The organism is Undibacterium sp. Ji83W (assembly GCF_049340385.1).
Taxonomy (GTDB): Bacteria; Pseudomonadota; Gammaproteobacteria; order Burkholderiales; family Burkholderiaceae_D; genus Undibacterium.
The window spans coordinates 90024-110352 of sequence record NZ_JBMPOZ010000019.1 but is presented as its reverse complement, the minus strand read 5'-3'; the positions used below and the strand labels follow the sequence as shown (position 1 = coordinate 110352).

The 20329-nt window shown below is 50.4% G+C and carries 15 protein-coding genes and 1 tRNA gene; 2 read left to right on the top strand and 14 right to left on the bottom strand.

Features of this window, described 5'->3' with window-relative positions; all coding sequences use genetic code 11:
• Window positions 1–44: 44 nt before the first annotated feature.
• From ACO0LD_RS24500 to ACO0LD_RS24470, 7 genes are all read right to left on the bottom strand, one after another.
• Window positions 45–848 (bottom strand): hypothetical protein, encoded by an 804-nt coding sequence (locus ACO0LD_RS24500; protein WP_423010838.1) that lies wholly within the window; start codon window positions 846–848, stop codon window positions 45–47.
• Between the two features lie 130 nt (window positions 849–978).
• The gene (locus ACO0LD_RS24495; protein ID WP_423010836.1) at window positions 979–1488 is read right to left on the bottom strand and encodes a DUF2867 domain-containing protein; all 510 of its coding nucleotides are present in this window, start codon (window positions 1486–1488) and stop codon (window positions 979–981) included.
• Window positions 1485–1874 carry a DUF6463 family protein gene (locus ACO0LD_RS24490; RefSeq protein WP_423010834.1) on the bottom strand — a complete coding sequence of 130 codons (390 nt, stop codon included), beginning with the start codon at window positions 1872–1874 and terminating at the stop codon, window positions 1485–1487. The genes ACO0LD_RS24495 and ACO0LD_RS24490 overlap by 4 nt, the downstream gene beginning before the upstream one ends.
• A complete protein-coding gene (locus ACO0LD_RS24485) occupies window positions 1858–3210 on the bottom strand; it encodes an ABC1 kinase family protein (protein WP_423010832.1) in 1353 nt (450 codons plus the stop codon). Before ACO0LD_RS24485 ends, ACO0LD_RS24490 begins: the two co-directional genes overlap by 17 nt.
• Window positions 3207–3938: a TetR/AcrR family transcriptional regulator gene (locus tag ACO0LD_RS24480; protein WP_423010830.1), complete on the bottom strand. Its 732-nt coding sequence runs from the start codon at window positions 3936–3938 to the stop codon at window positions 3207–3209. Before ACO0LD_RS24480 ends, ACO0LD_RS24485 begins: the two co-directional genes overlap by 4 nt.
• A gap of 262 nt (window positions 3939–4200) precedes the next feature.
• Window positions 4201–6462 (bottom strand): helicase C-terminal domain-containing protein, encoded by a 2262-nt coding sequence (locus ACO0LD_RS24475; RefSeq protein WP_423010828.1) that lies wholly within the window; start codon window positions 6460–6462, stop codon window positions 4201–4203.
• Window positions 6459–8123 (bottom strand): VRR-NUC domain-containing protein, encoded by a 1665-nt coding sequence (locus ACO0LD_RS24470; RefSeq protein ID WP_423010826.1) that lies wholly within the window; start codon window positions 8121–8123, stop codon window positions 6459–6461. Before ACO0LD_RS24470 ends, ACO0LD_RS24475 begins: the two co-directional genes overlap by 4 nt.
• Window positions 8124–8360: 237 nt before the next feature.
• Here ACO0LD_RS24470 and ACO0LD_RS24465 point away from each other — a divergent pair, with 237 nt between their 5' ends.
• Both ACO0LD_RS24465 and ACO0LD_RS24460 read left to right on the top strand, forming a co-directional pair.
• Complete coding sequence (locus ACO0LD_RS24465; RefSeq protein WP_110257271.1) at window positions 8361–8726, top strand: hypothetical protein; 366 nt, start codon at window positions 8361–8363, stop codon at window positions 8724–8726.
• Window positions 8727–8786: 60 nt separating this feature from the next.
• Window positions 8787–9725 carry a DUF5655 domain-containing protein gene (locus tag ACO0LD_RS24460; protein ID WP_423010824.1) on the top strand — a complete coding sequence of 313 codons (939 nt, stop codon included), beginning with the start codon at window positions 8787–8789 and terminating at the stop codon, window positions 9723–9725.
• Window positions 9726–9879: 154 nt separating this feature from the next.
• On the opposite strand, the gene ACO0LD_RS24455 is transcribed toward ACO0LD_RS24460, so the two are convergent.
• From ACO0LD_RS24455 to ACO0LD_RS24425, 7 genes are all read right to left on the bottom strand, one after another.
• Window positions 9880–11652, bottom strand: coding sequence for a restriction endonuclease subunit S (locus tag ACO0LD_RS24455; RefSeq protein WP_423010822.1), 1773 nt, complete (start codon window positions 11650–11652; stop codon window positions 9880–9882).
• The gene (locus tag ACO0LD_RS24450) at window positions 11649–12686 is read right to left on the bottom strand and encodes a PDDEXK nuclease domain-containing protein (protein WP_423010820.1); all 1038 of its coding nucleotides are present in this window, start codon (window positions 12684–12686) and stop codon (window positions 11649–11651) included. The genes ACO0LD_RS24455 and ACO0LD_RS24450 overlap by 4 nt, the downstream gene beginning before the upstream one ends.
• A 2-nt stretch (window positions 12687–12688) precedes the next feature.
• Window positions 12689–14158, bottom strand: a complete 1470-nt coding sequence (locus ACO0LD_RS24445; RefSeq protein ID WP_423010818.1) for an N-6 DNA methylase — start codon at window positions 14156–14158, stop codon at window positions 12689–12691.
• A 111-nt stretch (window positions 14159–14269) separates the two neighbouring features.
• Window positions 14270–16660: an EcoAI/FtnUII family type I restriction enzme subunit R gene (gene hsdR, locus ACO0LD_RS24440; protein ID WP_423010816.1), complete on the bottom strand. Its 2391-nt coding sequence runs from the start codon at window positions 16658–16660 to the stop codon at window positions 14270–14272.
• A gap of 272 nt (window positions 16661–16932) precedes the next feature.
• Window positions 16933–17017: transfer RNA gene (locus tag ACO0LD_RS24435), tRNA-Leu, on the bottom strand.
• A 93-nt stretch (window positions 17018–17110) separates the two neighbouring features.
• Window positions 17111–18535, bottom strand: a complete 1425-nt coding sequence (locus tag ACO0LD_RS24430) for an MATE family efflux transporter (protein WP_423010814.1) — start codon at window positions 18533–18535, stop codon at window positions 17111–17113.
• Window positions 18532–20256 carry an ArnT family glycosyltransferase gene (locus tag ACO0LD_RS24425; protein WP_423010812.1) on the bottom strand — a complete coding sequence of 575 codons (1725 nt, stop codon included), beginning with the start codon at window positions 20254–20256 and terminating at the stop codon, window positions 18532–18534. Before ACO0LD_RS24425 ends, ACO0LD_RS24430 begins: the two co-directional genes overlap by 4 nt.
• Window positions 20257–20329: the final 73 nt, after the last annotated feature.

The window sequence follows — 20329 nt, the reverse complement described above, 5'->3', positions numbered from 1 at the left end:
GGCTTTGTATCGATTTGCTACAGAAGCATGTAACTGACCATTTTTTAGCTACCGCCACAACCGCCACCGCAGCCACCACCGCAACTGCTGCCACAGCTTGATCCGCCACTATCGCCGCTACCACTGCCAGAGTCGCAACTACTGCTGCTACAGCTACTTCCAACACTGGCACAAGAAGAGCCGTTATTGGCAGCCTGGGCTTGTTTCTTGATTATTTCCTCATATGCCAGGGTAGAGATCAAGCCTGTGGCCAGCAACTGGGCTGCGTCAAAACTTTCCGGGTAGGTGGATTTGCCGACACCTACGCCGCGTGCACTCATGTTCTGGAAACCGATGCGGGCAGTAGTGCCAAAGTACGAGTAACCCAGTGGCATGTGCAACTTGCGGTCCAGGGCAAACAGGCGGGGTACAGACGAGCTGCCTGGCACACTGCCTTCTGCCAGCTGTGCCATGATCAGGCAGTTAGCCAATGCAGCATCCATTTCGCTGGCCATCTGCTCTGCTTCCACATGCGGTACCGTGCGTTTGAAATGTTTGAGGCAGAAGTTATCCAGGTTGATTGATGACCAGCTATTCCAGGCATGCCAGACCGAATCTGCTGCCTTCGAGGGCAGGGCGCAAGCTTGTTTGTTGCGGCTGACATAATCGAAGAACATCATCAATCCCTCAGCTGCGCGGGCAAAAAAAATGGCATCGCTAGGGATGCCGGGGAATTCATATTTTGCTTTTGCCTGCCAATGCAAGAATACGCCATTTGGAATATCAACTAACTGACGCTTGTAGTCGGAAAATTCAGTGATATTTCTCGCCCGCATCATTTGGTATTTTTGTTTTAATTGACTTAACATCGTCTTTAATCTCCTTTTCTCTTTTGTTTTGGTGATTTCATCTTAGAAGAGATTTATGACAAATGCATGACAAAAATGATGAGGGAAAATACGTATATGGTTTATCTCCTGCTTAACGGAAAATTCTCTTTTATGCTCTGGCGAGAATTGCAGGCGCAATGACTTTATGCGCTGGCCCGACGAAAAACATATACGTTCGCCCCAGATTATTGTGTACATGCACCACGGTGGTGAGAGCGATAAAAGGCTGGCCATCCCTGGTTTGCTTGGAGACTGATACCTTGACATCCAGATGCTTGTCAGAATCGCAGAGTATGACTTCTTCATCTGATTTGTACACCAGAGAAAATATCCCGGCCTTGTCACCGACCTGATAGGCTTCTGCAGGCTTGCTCTTGTTCAGTGCCTTCATCCCACCCACATTCTTTAAACCAAATAAAACCACCACGCGATTACGTATGCCCATCATGGCATTGCACCAGGCTGGTGTTTTGGCAAAGGTATCCATATAGATTTGCATGGCGCTCAAATCTGCATGAGGGAAGGGTGTTTGAAAGCAGTCATAAAAGTAGGCACCAGGCACATCTTCAGCGATTTTGCTGGATGTTGGAATTGCTGTTTCCGTGATCTTGTTTTTCATGCTACCTGCCTTTGGTTTGTACGTATGTTCATCAATGCAATTGCTGCAGGCATGGCCAGCCAAAAGCCGGACGTGGGCATCAGTATCACCGCAAAGATGCAGCAAAGCAGGAGACCCAAACCCAACATAGGAGCTTCAGTAAAATCAGGTTTGCGTTCCAGGCTGTTGATGGCCATACCCAATAGCAGGAACGGACCACCAAACAGCAAGAACCATGTCGCTGCCGACCGTAAAGGGTCACGATTGACGGTATTGAATACTCCTCGCTCCAGCATGCCCAATAAAACTGGACCAAAGAGTAGAAAGGCCGCTATCGTGTGCAAGGCTGCAACGGCGATCAGATAACGGCCTATCCAGATTTTCCGGGTTTTAGTTTGTGCTGACATGCGCTGCTCCTTGCCTGGTCCAGGCTATTTGTGTATTAACGACAGCACCCATCTTCTTGAGCATATTCATCAGCCCCAGGTAGGCACGGTCAAAATAAGGTACGTCCTCATGCCAGCCCGCCAGGATGCCTGACAGCAGCCTGCTATGTTCGGCATTGATGGTTTTGGGGTAGGGCGATTTATTGCTGAAGTCAAACTGCTTGCTTTGAAATGCTTCCATCTTCCAGGCATGCAGGTCGGCAAGTGCAGTCATGACACTGTGATCAAATTCATCTTGCGTGACCGTATCAGAAAACAGACCCAGATTTATATACGCCAGACGCAGGATGCGATTACGCTCAACTACATCGGTCATCAGCAAGGCACGCCAACTGCGCGCCATGGCATCACAAAAACTGAACGAGATTTTATTGGTACAACCAAAATCCAGCACCGCCAAACGGCCACCCGACATGAATAAAAAATTGCCAGGATGCGGGTCTGCATGTATGCGGCCCAGCTCGCAAACGCTGAACCAGAACCAGTCAAACAATAATTGCCCGTAGTGATTGCGCTGTGCCTGGTCAGGCGCTGTCGCCAGCCATGCATCCAGGTGCAGGCCGTCGAGTCTTTCCATCGTCAAGACTCGCTTGCTCGACATCTCGTCCAGGCATCTGGGGATGACAATGCCGGGCAAGTTCACATGTTCATGAAACCAGTTGAGTTGAATTGCCTCATGCTCATAATCAAGTTCCTCTCCCATCTTGACCTCAAGCTCACTCATAAAGCGGTCTATCACCTCTTTACGCGGCAAGATGGTGGTGCCCATGGCCATTGTTTGAAAAATGCCGCGCAGCATGCGCAAATCACTGCCTATGGCAGATGCAATGCCGGGGTACTGTACCTTTACTGCGAGTTGCTGACCATCGGCCAGCTGTGCATGATGCACCTGGCCCAGGCTGGCTGCGGCAAAGGCATGTGCGTCAAACTGCGCATACAGATGTTCTGGCGCTTTGCCAAATTCACGTTGAAAGACTTTATGGATCAGGGCACGGTTCAGTGGCGTGACCTGATGACAGCCTTTGGCCAGTTCACGGCGTATGCCGTCCGGTAAAAAATCGGCTTCCATGCTCAGCAATTGCGATACCTTGAGGGCACTGCCTTTTAGCTGGTTCAGTGCCCTGAACAGTATCCGGCCCAGCTCAGCTTCATGCCGTTCTTGCGCAGCTTGCTTGTCATCGTCACTGCGCAGCATTTGCCGCGCCTTGTGTCCCAGCTTGCTGGCACCAGCCTGCGCCAGTGCCAGGCCAGTGATGGCAGTTCTGCCCAGCTTGCTGGCGGGCGGTGCCTTGTTCATCGTGCATCCCCCAAGCCATTGCGCATGAGTTTGACCATCTCCAGCAAACCAGAACCATTTTGCATGATGCGCGACAACTGGTTGCGCAACATGAAGCTGGCCAGCTCAGATACTTTATTGACGATGCCACTTTTCAAAGCCATCACCAGTATCGCCAGCGTCATGTCCACCAGTTGTGTGGTATTCGAGAATTCTTCTGAATCATCCTTGAGCCAGTAAGCGATGACAGCGAACAGATAATCGCCAAACAAACCGCCGATGAGGTTCTTGAAATCGCAGGGGGAGATGTCGCCCCGCTGTTCTGCCTCTTCCAGCAGGCTGATAATTTCCTGCTTCAGTATTTGCTGACCCGGCATATTGTCACGCATCATCAGCAAGGGCGATTTGCCAAAGATATCACGCGTAATCTCTACAAATTCACGGTCACCCAGCAAGAGTTCCAGCAAGGCATCCACCAGCCTTTGCAATTTCTCTTGCAGGGTAAATTCTTCCCATCCCGGCGTTTCTTGCGCTACTTCCAGGGTGATTTCTATGCACAACTCATAGTAAGCCAGCAGGATTTTTTCCTTGCTGGGGAAGTACTTATAAATCGTCGCATCACCTATGCCCGCCTCGCGGGCAATCTGCTTCATGGTGGCGGCGTCGTAGCCTTTTTCCGTAATCAGATCAACGGCAGTACGTATCAGATTACGCCGGGTTTGCTCTTGCTGGGACTTGGAAGTTTTCATAATCGAGACGAACTTCTATAAAAATGGTGATTGAGTTCCATTAATATATACATTGTTTCGTTAAATAACAAGGTTTACTTGTTTAATGGAGGGTTTGTGTTGATTGTGGGGGGGGTAAGATGTGTAGGTTGGGTTGCGGGGTATCAGCCCAACACTGGGCGTTTAAATGACGTATACGTTTGCTGAGACCCAGTGTTGGGCTGATGAAGCGTAGCCCAACCTACGAAGCTTAGCCTAGCGAGGCCCGGCCCAACCTACGAGATTAGAGTTTGCAATCCCACCACCCAGGCAACAAAGCTCGCACATCCCCCCGCCCGAACCGGTCATCAATCAAATACACCACCCCCTGATCATCCGTCTGCCGTATCACCCGCCCTGCAGCCTGCACCACTTTTTGCAATCCAGGGTAAAGATAAGCATAGTCATACCCCGACCCAAATATCTTATCCATGCGCAGCTTGATCTGTTCATTGATGGGGTTCAGTTGCGGCAGGCCCAGCGTCGCAATAAAAGCACCAATCAGCCGCGCACCAGGCAAATCTATGCCTTCACCAAATGAGCCGCCCAGTACAGCAAAAGCAATCCCCTGGCTATCCTCAGTAAACCGCGCCAGGAACTCTTCACGATCTGCCTCATTCATGCGTCGGGTTTGCAAACGCACCGGTATATCGTGATGCTGATTGATAAAGCTGCTGCTGACCTGCTCAAGATAATCAAAGCTGCTAAAGAACGCCAGATAATTACCAGGCTGTGCATGATACTGCCGTGCCATCAATGCTACGATAGGTGCAACAGAGCGGGCGCGGTCGGCATAACGGGTAGAGACGCTATCCACCACATGCACCTGCAATTGATCAGCAGAGAAGGGCGATTCCACATCCACCCACGCCGTGCCATCTGGCAGGCCAAGAGTATCGCAATAATAATTCCAGGGGCTGAGCGTGGCCGAGAATAGCGCTGTCGTATGGCTGGCAGCAAAACGCGGTGTCAGAAAAGCCGCAGGCACGATATTACGTATGCATAGCGTCGATGTGCCATGCGCTTTGCTGACATCGAATATCGAATGATCAGCAAAGCTTTCTGCCAGGCGGTTGAATAGCAAGGCATCCAGATAAAACTGCTGCAAATCTGGCGCTAACTGGCTGGGGTTGTCAGCAAAGTAAAGACCAATTTCTGTGCATAGTCGCGTCAAAGCTGTCAGCAGTTTTTCTGGTATCTCAGCATGGGGGTGGTAATCAGCTTCCTGCTCTTTTTCCAGTTGCAGCCATGCGCGATACAGACTGTTCAAAGTTTTTTTGAGCGCTGGCGGTGGTGACTTGCGCAAGCGTTTCAGGCTATCACGCTGCAACTCTGCGCTATACATCTGGCGCGCCCGTGTCACCATATTGTGCGCCTCATCCACCAGCACGGCAACACGCCAGTTGTTCACTATTGTCAAGCCATGCAGCAAAGCATAGAGATCAAAATAGTAGTTATAGTCACCAATGATGACGTCGGCCCAACGCGCCATCTCTATGCCCAGATAATAAGGGCAAACCTGGTGTGCCAGGGCAACGCTACGCAAGCCTTCCTTGTCCAGCATTTGCTGTTCAGCAGCGGCAGCACGCGCAGCAGGCAGGCGATCATAGAAACCTTTGGCCAGTGGGCAGGCATCGCCATGACAAGCCGCTTCGGGGTATTCACATGTCTTCGTTTTAGCGACCAGTTCCAGCTTGCGCAAGCCAAGCGCAGGCGTGCTGTTCTGGATATTGCCCAGCGCATGCAAAGCCAGTTGCCGTCCCGATGTTTTTGCCGCCAGATAGAAAATCTTGTCCAGCTTGTGTTCTGCTGCAGCCTTTAACAAGGGGAACAAACTGCCTATGGTCTTGCCTATACCAGTCGGCGCTTGCGCCAGCAGACAGCAACTGCGCGTGCTGGCCTTGTACATGGCTTCAGCCAATTGCCTTTGCCCCGGCCTGAATGTCGCATGCGGAAAAACCATGCCTGTAATAGCCAGATCACGCGCAGAACGATGCGCCACTTCCTGCTCTGCCCAGGCAATAAATCGGCCACACAGCAAGGCAAAAAAATCTGCCAATTCACCAGCACCTAAGTCCTGCTGCAGCACCGTTTCTTTCTGGCTTTGTATATTGAAATACACCAGCGCCACGCTGATCTTTTGCAGGCCCAGTTTTTGACATAGCAAATGCCCATATAACTTGGCCTGCGCCCAATGCAAATGCCGGTGATTGTCTGGCATGGCATGCAAGTCACCCAGATAGGTCTTGATTTCTTCTACCTGCTGCATATCAGGGTCATAGCCATCAGCACGACCACGCACTTGCAAGCTGCCATGTTGGCCTTCCAGTTTCACCTCGCGCTGGTAACTGCTATTCCTGCGCAAAGCCACCGTTGCATGCCCGGCCATGCCTTGCTCGGCAGTAGGTGAGGGCGTAAAGCGCAAATCCAGGTCACCTTGCTTGGCCGTGAATTCGCACAAGGCGCGCACGGCAACGGTATAACTGGCTGAGCTTATTGCATTCACTGCTCAGCCTCTTGCCACTCCAAGTAACAAACAGCCACCGGCATGTCATGCCTGGCGCAAAAGTCCAGCCAGCGCTTCTGGTTATCCTGCAATTTGTCACCAGGGCCTTTGACCTCTATCATTTGATAACGCTGCTCTTGCGGCCAAAACTGTATCAGGTCAGGAAAGCCATTGCGATTTGCTCTGATGTCGAGCAAGATGCGCTCAAAACTAAGCTTCAGATGTTGAGCAGGTATACAAGCCAGCGCCATCTCCAGCAAGTCTTCAGACAGCGCACTCCAAAACACAAAAGGCGACTGCAAACCAGACTTGGCTGCATAAGTTTGCCGTATGGTCTGTTGATAAGCGCCCGACTCCAGTTGCACAAAACAGGCAGCAAAATCATCCGCACGCCGCGCCTGAAAATCAGCACTCAATAAATCCACAGGTTCACGCTGGAAAGGATGAAAAAAAGCCCCCGGTATTGCCTTGAAAATCACAGGCCAGCACAACAAACCAAACAGGGAATTGATAAGCGCATTCTCCACATAAAACACCGGCGCATCATCTGTATGCAAATGATCGCGCACTACATACTCGACCACATAATCTTCTTGCGGGAAGGGCAGGCGCAAGGCTAGTTCTGTCGGCGATGTACGGGCCGCTTTGGCAACTTTAGCCAGACCAAGCTTGCGACTAAGGCGCGGCGCAATGCGCAACATCTGCTGATGCTCTGCCTCACTCTCAGGCGCTTGCTGTGCCAGCGTCAGCAAATCATAGGCAGCCTGCGTCTGTTCGCTTTTCTCCAGCACACGTATGGCACGCAAGCGCGCACCAGGGTAAGTACAACCCGCATACACCTGCTGCGCCAGCGCCCAGTCCTTTTGCTTTTCCAGATGCTCGCCAATCTGGTACAGCAAGCGGTTACGACGGCTGGCCAGCCAGACATTGTCCAGGTCATGCAAACCAGCTAGTTGCGCCAGCACCTCAGACACAGGCTGCTCCGCATGAAAAGCCTCACGACAGGCATGCAAAGCCAGATAAGCATCTATATCCGCGCGACAGCCAAAGCCACGCGAGGCAGCAGAAAACGCCACCTTCTCATACTGGAAAATACCCAGGTCAGACAACACAAACTCAGACCAGTCCTGATACAGATTGCCAAAAAACAGCAGCCGCAAACGGTCACACAAATCCTTGTTCAGCACCTGGTAAGCCACACCATTGACATCACCCATAGCACCCGCACACCAGGTAGAAAAAGCCTGGCTACCAATATGCCGCAAGCTAAACAAGCCCAGTTGCTCAGCCTTGGGCAATTTCTTTTCAGCCGGTGTCATCGCCAACACCAGTGCCAGTTCAGGTTTTTGCAGTAAATCAAACAAGCCCGCAATATCGAGCTCAGGATCAGCCTGCACCCAGCCCACATCCACCAGCGCCTGCATGGCTGCCCTGGTCTCACCAATCTCGGCATACATCAGTTTGCTGGCCCTGAACACTGAACCCTTGCGCATCACCATCCGCACAAACAAAGCCCGCGACGCCTGCGGCAGGCTGCCAAACCGCGCAATAAATGCCTGCTCATCACCAGCCAATAAATCCGCATAACGCCCACCCACCCAGTCCAGCACGGCCTGGAAGTTTTCAAGGTAGTAAAAAGGATTATCCAGATTGGCAAGCATGAGGCAAGGGATGGCGTTTAAATAACTGTATATGCATACAGTTTAACGCAATGTGGCATGAAGGGTAAACGACGAACTTAGGCCAATTCAGCCTTTATTGAAGGCTCAGCGGTTAAAATACCGCCATATACTCCTTTCCCTTCAAGGGAAAGGCAGGGATAGGGATGGGTTTCCGTCGAATACCCAGGCAGCAATCCTGCTCATGAATCCCACCCAAACGCCAAAAGAAGACAAAAAATGAACAAAGCCGAAGCCATCCAAATCGCCAACGATTCCCTGCAAGCCAACGTCCTCAACGAAGGCAATACCCAATTCTCCCAAGTCGTCCGCTACGGCAACGACGAAGGCTGGTGGCTCAACATCCCCCTGACCAACTTCAGAAAAGAAAACCACTTCCTCATCTGCAGCGAAAAAGCCAAAATCATCCGCCACCTGATGATCAAAGCCAACAACATCCTCAGCCCCGCCACCAAGTTCCGCGTCAAGGACGGCATCGCCGACATCTTCATCTCATCCGCCAACCCCAAACGCCTGACAGACGTGCTGCAAGGCGGCAGCAAGTACAGCTTTAATAAGCATTTGGTGGATGAGCATAGGTATTGAGTTATTGGCGCTTCGCTCTGATAATGCGTCAATTGCTACTTTAAATAATAACAAAATAAAATGAGTGAAATCAGCTTATTCCGCCTGAGCGATGGCAAAGCCACCATGTTGCAAGGCGATGCATCCGGCCTTGAACGACGATTGCAGACCCTGATAGAAAATAATCTGACCAACCTGCTGCGTATACGTTTTTTGGCATCTGAGTACAGTACCGGTAAAACCCACGGCGGGCGCATAGATACGCTAGGCCTGGATGAAAACGCTTGTCCAGTAATTTTGGAATACAAGCGTTCTGTGTCTGAAAATGTCATCAATCAGGGCCTGTATTATCTTGATTGGTTAATGGATCATCAGGCAGAGTTCCAGCTATTGGTCGCTAAAAAGTTGGGTGATGCTGCCGCAGCCAGCATAGACTGGAGCGCCCCACGCCTGGTTTGTATAGCCGCTGACTTTACCAAGTTTGATGCACATGCAGTGCAGCAGATAGATCGCAATATTGAGTTAATACGCTATCGCCTATTTGGTGATGATTTACTGCTATTGGAACAAGCCAACGGTGGCAGCAATCCCACACCTAAAACGACCAACAAGTCTGTCAGCGAGGCTAGTTCTGCCAATCGATCCAGGAGTACCGACAAGTCATACGCAGAATGGCTGCATGAATTGTCACCACATCTACGCGAATTGTTGACGACCGTTGAAGACTTCATTGCCTCACTTGGCGATGACGTAGAGCGAAAAGAACTCAAGCTCTATGCTGCATTCAAGCGCCTCAAAAATTTTGCTACTGTTGTTTTGCAAAAAAATCGCATCGTGCTGTATTTGCATGTCAACCCAGATCAATTTGCTGTCATGCCTGCGAATTGCAGGAATGTGAGCAATAGCGGTCATTGGGGAACCGGTGATTTGGAAGTGTCGATTTCAAATAGTGACGATTTTGAAAATGCTAAACCTTTCATATTGCAAGCGTATGAGGGGAAAGTATTTAAATCTGTTTGAGTCGATTCCCGATTTTGTATTGCTAAGGAACCTCTGATTAAGTCCGGTTCACTATTTGCAAGCCATTGATTTTTCGAGATTTAATTTTGCGATTTTGGACTTGATCAGAGGTGCCCTAACTAAAAAATAGTTTTACGAATTTTTTCAGACTTCTTTACACTACATTTGTAACTAATACGTCAGCTAGTTTTTGTCTGCATAGTCGAACATCTGTGATGCGGGATTTCAGTTGATCGCATAAGCTCATTAGCTCCCCTATTTTAGCTATGATACGGCGTTGCTCTGAAAGTGGCGGCACTGGAATTGGCAAATTAGTTGATACTGATAAATACAAACACGGCTGCGCATTTTGTTTCACGCCAGCCCAAATACTTTTTTGCAGAAGAGGACTCCGTAAGGCTAAGGCTAGATAAGGGATATGAATTTGCAATGGCTTTATTAACGTAACACTTCTGACGATTACCATGTCGCGATGATCGTCGATGATGGTCAACCGTCCAATAGTCGCTCCTACCGAAACAATCAAAATATCATTGAGCTCAGGTTTGCAACGATTCCAACATTTTGCGGCAATATGAAAATCAACAAAATCTGTATCCGTATAGTCCATATTGCCATCGCGGACATTTTTTGCTGTTACTAATGGTATTTTGGTTGAGTCTACCGTACGTTCTGGCGTTAAATGCTCGCCGTCAGTAATTTGCTGGGCACAATCGATCATTCGTGCCCAATTCCAACCTTTTGGCAATTGATATGGTTTTTCAATCTCGCCAATCTCCGACAGTGGTTTGTCTTTCTTGATCTTGCCCTCAGCAATTAATTTGGCTTTCTCAATCTGTATTTGCTTGAGTAATTCGCTGGCTGGTTCGTCGTTTGGGTCTTGCGGTACAAGTTTTCCCATAACGGCTAGTTGTAGCAGTGTTTGTTTTAGAACGTCTATGCTAGATTCGGTGGTGAACAGGGTGTCAAAATGCGTGGCGATGCGTTGCCAGTTGGTGTTGAAATCTGCGGCGTCTTGCGATTGCGTGAGCGTGCCTAGCAGGTGGCTGACGAGTTGTTCGTGGGCGTCGGCGGCGTTGCTGTGCTGGGCTTCTAGTTGGTCGCACAGCGCCATCAGTTCATCGACTTTGGCGACTATGCGGTGTTGTTCTTCTAGCGGGGGTAAGCCAATCGGCATTTTTTTTAGAATTCCATGATTCAAATTTACCATAGTTGTTCCTACCGCTTCTCCCGCGAGATATGTACGTGCATATACACATCGGAAAAGCACTCTTAAATAGTCACGGTGGATTTCGTTGGAAAATCTAAGGGCAAAGCTTCCGGTTCCGCATAGCCAACCATTTTCTTTACTTGTAACGAGTGCAATTCGACCAACTTCACCTCTTCGTGCCATTACGATGTCGCCTTTGTAAATCGTATACGCGCCAAGCTTTCTTGCCATTTCCGTTGAAACGGAAATTGATTCGTCTGGAACTATTTCATCACCTATCATATGTGAAGGGTTGATTAATGGAATACCTCCAACTACATAATCTGATTGATGGATCATCGACCCAAATGGACCAGTAGATATATCAGTTGCATAGTCGTTAAATCGCACCCATTCCCATCCATTCGGCAAGTCGAAAATCTTTTCTGCTTCAATAATCACGCCTAGCGGTTTATCTTTTCTGATCTTACCCTCAGCAACCAGTTTAGCTTTCTCAGTCTGTATTCTCTTAATCAATTCACTAGCCGGTTCATCATTCGCATTCTGCGGCACCAACTTGCCGCGCACGGCCAATTCTAAAATCAATTCACGCAGTTTCTTGATGCCATACACGCTACCGGCATTGCTGGAAGCACGGCCACGACCCGATTTTTTTTCGGTATCGGCGGCAGTCCAGATGTCGATGTGTTCGGTGATTAAATGTTGTAGTGCACTCATGCATCGTCTCCGGTTTGGGCATTCTCCAGCACGGCGCGGTCGCGTTGTAGCTCGGCTTGTAATTGTTCTTCGGTCGGCAAGAAGGCGCGGTAGCGGCTGGCGAACAGGTGTTGGCTGTCAGCTAACAGGGAATATTTAGCGACGGCTTCATTGCGCTCAGAGCAGAGGATTAAGCCTAGTGTGGGATTATCGCCTTCGCCACGATATTGTTCTTCAAAGACGCGCACATACATGTCCATCTGGCCTACGTCTTGGTGGCTGAGTTTGCCGACTTTAAGATCGACCAGCAAAAAGCATTTGAGCAGGTAATTGTAAAACACCAGATCGACAAAAAAATCATCGCCTTCTACGCGCAATTGTTTTTGTCTGGCGACAAAGGCGAAGCCTTTGCCTAGTTCTAGCAAGAAGTTTTGTAGCTGGCCTATGAGATTGGTTTCCAGTTCTTTTTCATACAGGGTGGCGCTGGGTTGGGCACCGATAAATTCCAGAATATAAGGATCGCGGATAAAGTCGCGTGGGTCGTTTGGGGTTTGTTCTGCGATGAGGGCGACCGCCTCGCTTTGTACTGCGAGCTTGTCTTGGCTGGAGAGCAGACGTTCGTAGAATTGGGTGCTCACCTGGCGATCTAGTGCGGCGACACTCCAGCCTTGGCTTATCGCTTCTTTGGTGTACCAATCGCGGGCGGTGCTGTCTTTAATCCGCATTAAGACCTTGAAATGCGACCAACGTAATTCTCTCCATGCCGTGGAGAGAATTGGGAACTCTAGATAAAATTGTCTAAAATTCCATAAACTTTGCGGTGAAAAGCCTTTGCCATAGTCAGCACTGAGCTTTTGCGATAGAAGTTGCAGAGTCTGTTTGCCATATTGGGCACGGGCAGCGCCGCCTTGTTCGTCCTCTACAATTAAACGACCGACATGCCAATAGCTTTGCACCATGACGTCGTTAATGGTGTGGCGAACTTGCTGCTGGGCGCCATCAAGAATTAGCCGAACTTGTTCGTATAGGGGTTGAATATTGACTGGCACTGTCATGATTAAGCGTTTCCTTGCAAGGCATTTTGTAAGATGTCTTTGAGCTGACCGCGCAAGTTACTGATGTCGGCTTGCATGGCGGCGTATTGCGCTAGCAATATTTCCGGGTCGTGGATCTCTTGTTCGCCTATGTGCGGATTTTTGCAGTCGAGGTTGTAGTTGCGTGCCTTAATGTCTTCCAGGCTCACTTTCCATGCCTGGATATTTTCTGTGCGGGCTTTGAAGCCATCTGCTTCTGTGCCCCACCAGGCGCGTTCTGCGGCGAACTCTTCCAGCTTCATGGGTTTGGTTTTGTTATAGGTCTTGACGCCTTCCGGGTAAGGATGCTCGTAAAACCAGATGTCTTGTGTAGGCGTGCCTTTGCTGAAAAACAGCAGATTGGTCTTGATGCCTGTGTAGGGGGCGAACACGCCGTTGGGCAGGCGCACGATGGTGTGCAGATTGCATTCTGCTAACAGCTTTTCTTTGATGCGCGTCTTGATGCCTTCGCCAAACAAGAAACCATCCGGCAAAACCAGGGCTGCACGGCCACCGGCCTTGAGCATTTGCATGATCAGCACCAGGAACAAATCGGCGGTTTCACGGGTGCGAAAGGCGGCGGGGAAGTTGGATTCTATGCCGTCTTCTTCCATGCCGCCAAATGGTGGATTGGTGACGATGACTTCAACGCGCTGCTTTGGTCCCCAACTGATCAGCGGGTGGGACAGGGTATTGTCATGGCGGATGTTGATAGGCGTGTCCAAGCCATGCAAGATCATGTTGGTGGTGCAAAGCAAATGCGGCATAGGTTTTTTTTCTATGCCTAGTATGCTTCTTTGCAATTCTGCTTCGTCTTCAACGGTTTTGACGTCCTGACTGCGAATGTGTTCAATTGAGCAGGTCAAGAATCCACCGGTACCGCAGGCGGGGTCCATGACTTTTTCACCCAGGCGCGGGTTAACCATTTGCACCATGAAGGCTGTGACTGCGCGGGGCGTATAGAATTCACCGGCATTGCCTGCGGCTTGCAGGTCGCGCAGCAGTTGTTCATACATATCGCCGAACAGGTGACGTTCTTGCGCTTTGTTAAAATCGACGCCTTCCTGAATTTTGTTGATGACCTGGCGTATCAGTTGGCCAGATTTCATGTAGTTGTAGGCGTCTTCAAACACAGAGCGTATAACGTAGGCGCGTTGGTCATCACCCTTGGCTTCAAGTTGTTGTAATGCCGGGAACATATCAATATCAAGAAACTTCTTGAGTTCGTCCCCTGTCATGCCCTCTGAGTTGGCAGCCCAGTTGCGCCAGCGGTATTTTTCTGGCAGTGGTGACCGGTAGTTGTCTTGCAGCAGTTCCCATTCTGATTCGCGGTCATCAAATATCTTGAGGAATAACATCCAAACTAACTGGCTGAGTCGTTGGGCGTCGCCGTCGACGCCTACGTCTTTGCGCATGATGTCCTGGATGGATTTGATGGTGCTGGAAATGCTCATGGTGATTTCTTAATGTTGCGGGTTATGTTTACGTGGGTGCGGTATACGCACTTATCTTTGATTGTTGGTAGTTTCGGTGGTGCGCATGGCGCACCCTACTTATTTGAATGTTTATGCGTAAAGATTTTGTTCTAGCTCATAAAGCGCGGCCATATATGCGGGTTTGCCGCCAAAAGCGGAGACTAATTCACTGGCCGTGCCCATGGTTTTGAATGGATCTAAGGTCAGGATTTTAATGTCTTCAATATTTTCTATGCCAGTGTCAGCGTATTTCTCCAAAAGTATTTCCAGTACTTGCCTTGCTTGCTCGCCATATTTTGTGAAGTAGTTGCGTTTTTTTACTTGATCAGCTCGTTCACGGCGGGTGAGTGGTGGTTGATCGAAGGCGATATGGCAGATCAAATCGAAAGCGTCAAAGTCTTTGCCTACGTCTTGTGCCAGCGCTTCTAGCAATACGCCGTGCTGTTCAAGTTCTTGCAGGACGGCAGTCTTACGTTCTGCTTTACTCCAGCGCACGAGGAATTGATCTAGCGATGTGTAATCTTTGCGTACAGTCTGGCGTGTGTAATCCTTAAGAGACTCGGTGATGAGCTTGCCGTCTGGCCCCATGTATTGCACGCGTTCTGAAGTGACAAAAACTTCAACGTCGCTGACGATATATTTTACGCGGCCTTGATGCAGTTCGTTGCCGTTTAGATCGATTTGACTTTCATCATAGACGAGTTGATCTTGAGTATTGGTATCTTCGGGAAAAATGGGATTGCCATGCTCATCCAACAAGATTTCGGTTTCTTCGTCTGGCGGTACTGGTGATTCGTCTGCTGCGGGTTCATAGATGACAACTGGCTCGCCATCAAAGTCTTTATCGGCAAACAGTTCTGTCGCCTTCTTAAAATCCATGATGGTGAACCAGTATTTATCGTAATCCTCATTGATGCGCGTGCCACGTCCTATCATTTGTTTGAACTCGGTCATGGAATTGATGTGTTGATCCAATACCACGAGCTTGCAAGTTTGCGCATCAACGCCTGTGGTCATGAGCTTTGATGTTGTTGCAATGACTGGATATCGTTCTTCTGGATTGATAAAATTATCAAGCTCGGCTTTACCTTCTTTTTCATCACCAGTAATCCGCATGATGTATTTGCGATTTTCTCTTACTCTTTCCTTATTGAGATTGACTAAAGCTTGGCGCATGCGCTCGGCGTGATCAATGTCATCGCAGAAGACGATGGTTTTGGCGTATGGATCTGTGGCCGCGAGAAATTCGGTGATCTTTTTGGCGACGAGTTCTGTGCGTTTCTCCAGTACCAAGGTTCTGTCCATATCGATTTGGTTGTAGATACGGTCTTCAATTTCCTGGCCATTCTTATCCAACTGTCCTTTACTTGGACGCCAGCCTTGTACGTCCTTGTCTATATCGATACGTACCACTTTGTATGGAGCGAGGAAGCCATCTTCAATCCCTTGCTTGAGGGTATAGCTGTAAACTGGATCACCAAAATAGTTAATGCTTGAAACCTCTTTGGTTTCTTTTGGCGTAGCGGTTAAGCCTATGTGCGTGGCGTTAGAGAAGTAAGTCAAAATAGAACGCCAGGCGGAATCCTCGGCAGCACTGCCACGATGACATTCGTCAATGACGATCAGGTCAAAGAAGTCAGGCGAAAATTGCTTGTAGATGTTTTGTTCTTCTTCTGTGCCAGTGACCGCCTGATAAAGGCACAAATAAATTTCGTAACTTTTATCGACCTGACGCTTTGTTATCTTGGTCATGGCCGCGCCGAAAGGCTTGAAATCATTGTTCTTGGTTTGATCGACGAGGATGTTGCGATCTGCCAGAAACAGTATGCGTTTCTTTGTACCAGATTTCCATAAGCGCCAGATTATCTGGAAAGCGGTGTATGTTTTGCCCGTTCCAGTTGCCATCACCAGAAGTATGCGTTGTTGCCCCTGAGCGACCGCTTCAATGGTGTTATTGATGGCGCTTGCCTGATAGTAACGAGGCGCACGACCAGTGCCATCATCATAATAAGGCATCTCAATCGTCTGGATTGCGGCAGGAGTTTCTATTCCTTTCCATTGGCAATAACGCTGCCAAAGTTGAGCAGGGGCAGGGAAGGCATCCAGGCTGAGTTCTATTTCTGTCTTTTCTGCGTTCCCTGTCCGGTCATGCATCAGAAAGCCGTCACCATTAGAACTAAACACAAATGGTACACCCAAGGTCTCTGCATAATTGAGCGCTTGCTGCATACCTGCGCCTAAATTATGAGTATTGTCTTTGGCTTCAATGATTGCCAGTGGAATGTTCGACTTGTAGTAGAGGATGTAATCAGCACGCTTTTGCTCGCCGCGAGTATGCAACTTGCCCCGCACTATGATGCGGCCTTTGGTAAAACTCACTTCTTCACGGATTTGGCTATGCAAGTTCCAGCCAGCGCTTGTTACGGCTGGTGTAATGTACTTTGTGCAAATATCACGTTCGGTGAGAGTTTTCTTATCCATCGGTGTCGTATTTGTGCTGCGCTTCGGAGGGAGTAAAGATTGTACTTGATGGGCTAATAACTTAATGCACTTCTTCCTTTTTGAAATGAAGAATAATTTCTGGATTGGAAAATGGCGCGCGAGTGTTTGGCGGCGTTGCTAAGAAGTGCGATGGATGCAAAAAAATTGGCTGGCAATAAATCTGCTTGGACGCTAATAAACAAAAAACCCGCGTTCTTCATAGAGAAACACGGGTTGATTTGTATGTTGCTGGATGTCTTAAAACATCTAATTGGTGCCGAGAGCCGGAATCGAACCGGCACGCCTTGCGGCGCGGGATTTTGAGTCCCGTGCGTCTACCTATTCCGCCATCTCGGCAACGCAGAACGAAATTATGACAGAGCCGTCAAAATTTTGCAAGCGGCCTGCTGCTTTTGCCGGGTTTGCCGGTTTTCTTATTTTTGTTATTCATCATGGGTTTCTGCCTGGCTGGTCGAAATTTACGTTCCTGCGCCACATGGCGGGGGTGGGGAAGCGTTTTTGGACTATGCGCAGGTAGTACCACAGGCTGAAGGCGACGATGGCGAGGCTGGTGCTGTTGGCCATCCAGAAGCCTGCTGCGCCGTGCAAAAAGGCGGGGCTGATGTTGTAGGGGTCCAGGCCCAGCATGACGCCGCCACCGAGGCCGCAGCCCCATAGTGCGAAAGCGTACAGGATGGTGGGGACGATGGCGATTTTATAGGCGCGCAGGATGAAGGCGGTGGTGACTTGTATCGCATCAAAAATCTGGTACACCGAAATAAAGGTGAACAGCGGGAAGGCTGCGGCGATGATGATGGGGTTGGATGTGTAGGCATGTAGTATCAGGTCGCGGGCGAACCAGATGGTGATACCGATAGGTACGGCCAGCATGGCGGCCAGGATGATGCCGGCATTGCCGGTGACGCGGGCGGCCTGCATTTGTTTGGCGCCTATGGCTTGCGCGACCAGGGTGCCGGTAGCGCTGGCAATCGACAGCGGCAGCATGTAAAGGATGGTGCCAAAGTTGGCGGTGAGCTGGTGGCCGGATACGGCGACTTCACCCAGGCGGGCGATGAACAGGGCCATGAAGGCGAATGCAGTGACTTCGATGAGGTAGCTCAGGCCCATGGGTATGCCGAGGTGCAGCAGGCTGCGCAGGGCTTTCCAGTTGGGTTTGACGAAGCCGGTGCCAAACAGGGCAAACAATTCATAATATTTGACGTGCTTGAGCATGAGCCAGCCAGTGATGAGCATGAGCCAGGCATTGACGGCTGTGGCGGCAGCGCAGCCTGGGCCGCCCATGGCGGGTATGCCAAGGCCACCAAAAATGAACAGGGTGTTTAATGGGATTTTGATTGCCAGTGCAGCGAGCTGTATGGCCATGACCATCTTGGGGCGGCCAACTGCGTTATTGAGCGCGCCGTAGATCCTGAAGCCCAGCGTGGCGGGCAGGGCGATGGCCAGGATTTGCAGGTATTGTGCGGCCTTGTCATTCAAGGTTGGCGAGGCTTGTGCGATGGAGAGCAGGCTATTTGGGAACAGCAATATCAGGCAGCCTATGCAGGCGAGAAAACCGCCCAGCCATACGCCTTGTTTAATCTCTGCGCCTATTTTTTTGAATTTGCGTGCGCCAAACAATTGGCCGACCACGGGGGAGATGGCTTGCAAGATGCCGTTAAGGCCAACGAAGATGCTGACGTAAATCGAGATGCCGATGGAGAGTGCGGCCAGGTCAGTCGCCGAGAAGCGCGAAGTCATCGCTGTGTCTATCACCCCATTGCCCACCACGGCCATCTGTCCCACCATCATGGGCCATGATAGTGAGGCGATGCGTTTGATGTTGCCGCGCAGTGTGCTGGGGTGCTCGGTCTTCATTGCTGCTTGCGCTGGTACAGGGTAAACAATTCATCATTGTCGGCAGCGCGGTGGCCAGACCAGAGAACAGTCCAGTTTTCTTGCTTGTATTCTGCTGGCAGTACGCTTTCATGCAGGGATTTTTTACTGTTTTGTACCAGTAAAAGCTGGCAGTCATGGTCAGAAAATCCAGCGAATTGCAGTTTGCCAAAATACGCAAATGAAGCACGTTGTGACGGGCCTACATGGGCTTGTATGCAGCCCATATCGGATGGTACTTTTTGTGCGAGTTCTTTGGCCAGTGGCGCATAGCTGACTTTTTGGTCTATCCATGGCAACCCCAGGCTTTGCACCAAAAGCCAGCACAAAATGACGCCACCACTGGATAGCACTACCGCGCGCCACAATACGGCAGGCTGTCTGGAGATGCGCCAGTATACGAGGCGGAACCAGGCTACCGTCGCCACCAGGGCGATGATGAAGACAAAGATATTAAAGCTGGATTGATAACCCGGCACCATGTTACCGGCTTTTTTTGCCATGCCAGTTGGCCAGCCTGTCTGGTCAGCCAGCCAGTAGAGCCAGATAAAGGCGGCGACAGCGGTGAAGACGATGACAGAGAACCAGTCGACGGCATTGATGGCGCTGCGCTTCATGGTTGGCAAGCCAAAGGCGGCGAGTATCGCCAGCGGTGGCAGTATCGGTAAGAGTATTGCTTCTTCTGACTGGTGATTGAGTATGCCGAGCACGCCAAAGCAAATCAAGAAACTGACAGGCAGGGAGATGTGCATGGCTTTTTCTTGCTTGCGCCATGCAAAGATAGCCCAGGCAGCAAACGGCCAGGCGGGCCAGCTAAACCAGATGCCATAGCGGAACAGGTAGCTGATGCTGTCGAATTTGGGGAGGTCGAACTGGTGATAATTCCACTGCATCCATGCCTGGTAAGGCGAACTGTCATAGGGATGTGCCAGGCTGATGGTGAGCAGCCAGATACCCGTAACGACAATAGCCAGCGGCAGGGTGGTGTTGATCAAATATTTAAGGGGTTCGCGTTGCTGGCGATAAGCACAGACTGCCAGCAGGCTGATCCACAAGCCTGTTGGCAATACCCAGCCCCTGGTCAGGACCAGCAAGCCAAGTATGCCGCCGATTTTTGCGGCGGTAAGTCTGCCCGGTTCATCCAGCAGGCGTATGCATAAGTACAGGGTGCAGGCGATCAGGGATATTTGCAGGGCTTCTGCACTGGTCTCGTGGCTGCGCAATAGCAGGCCCAGGCAACCGAGATAAATCAGCAGGGCACCGTCGGCCAGGGTGCGGCCAAAATCGCGTGCTTCGGGCTGTCCACCAAAGGCCAGCTTCAGTGGTTGTGCTTCTGGTCTGCGGCCTAGCAGATAAGTGGCATACCAGACCGAGAGGGAGCCGAGCAGGAAAGAGACGCCTGTGCTCAGGCGGGCGGCCATGGGTTCACCCACCAGCCAGCCAAATAATTTAATGCAGATGGCGCCGAGCCAGAAAGCCAGCGGGCCTTCTTCTGGCATGGGCAGGCCAACGATGTGCGGCCACAGCCAGTCAGCCAGCGTGCCATGCGCCATGGTCCACATGATGCCAAAACCGGCGGCGTCGTCACCTTTCCACGGGTCGCGGCCTATCAGGCCGGGCAGGATATACAGGAGACAGAGGGCGATGATTCCCCAGCGCGGTAGCGCAACTGTTGCGGCAGCAGGAAGTCGGACTGGCTTCATATCTGGGTGGTGGTGGGAAAGGATGCTTATTGTAGGGTAAAGCTTTAGTAAAAAAGGCAGCCTGAGCTGCCTT

Coding starts and splice junctions, on each gene's coding strand:
- ACO0LD_RS24500 (WP_423010838.1), bottom strand. CDS start 848: ATGTTAAGTCAATTAAAACAAAAATACCAAATGATGCGGGCGAGAAAT.
- ACO0LD_RS24495 (WP_423010836.1), bottom strand. CDS start 1,488: ATGAAAAACAAGATCACGGAAACAGCAATTCCAACATCCAGCAAAATC.
- ACO0LD_RS24490 (WP_423010834.1), bottom strand. CDS start 1,874: ATGTCAGCACAAACTAAAACCCGGAAAATCTGGATAGGCCGTTATCTG.
- ACO0LD_RS24485 (WP_423010832.1), bottom strand. CDS start 3,210: ATGAACAAGGCACCGCCCGCCAGCAAGCTGGGCAGAACTGCCATCACT.
- ACO0LD_RS24480 (WP_423010830.1), bottom strand. CDS start 3,938: ATGAAAACTTCCAAGTCCCAGCAAGAGCAAACCCGGCGTAATCTGATA.
- ACO0LD_RS24470 (WP_423010826.1), bottom strand. CDS start 8,123: ATGCTTGCCAATCTGGATAATCCTTTTTACTACCTTGAAAACTTCCAG.
- ACO0LD_RS24465 (WP_110257271.1), top strand. CDS start 8,361: ATGAACAAAGCCGAAGCCATCCAAATCGCCAACGATTCCCTGCAAGCC.
- ACO0LD_RS24460 (WP_423010824.1), top strand. CDS start 8,787: ATGAGTGAAATCAGCTTATTCCGCCTGAGCGATGGCAAAGCCACCATG.
- ACO0LD_RS24455 (WP_423010822.1), bottom strand. CDS start 11,652: ATGAGTGCACTACAACATTTAATCACCGAACACATCGACATCTGGACT.
- ACO0LD_RS24450 (WP_423010820.1), bottom strand. CDS start 12,686: ATGACAGTGCCAGTCAATATTCAACCCCTATACGAACAAGTTCGGCTA.
- ACO0LD_RS24445 (WP_423010818.1), bottom strand. CDS start 14,158: ATGAGCATTTCCAGCACCATCAAATCCATCCAGGACATCATGCGCAAA.
- hsdR (WP_423010816.1), bottom strand. CDS start 16,660: ATGGATAAGAAAACTCTCACCGAACGTGATATTTGCACAAAGTACATT.
- ACO0LD_RS24430 (WP_423010814.1), bottom strand. CDS start 18,535: ATGAAGACCGAGCACCCCAGCACACTGCGCGGCAACATCAAACGCATC.
- ACO0LD_RS24425 (WP_423010812.1), bottom strand. CDS start 20,256: ATGAAGCCAGTCCGACTTCCTGCTGCCGCAACAGTTGCGCTACCGCGC.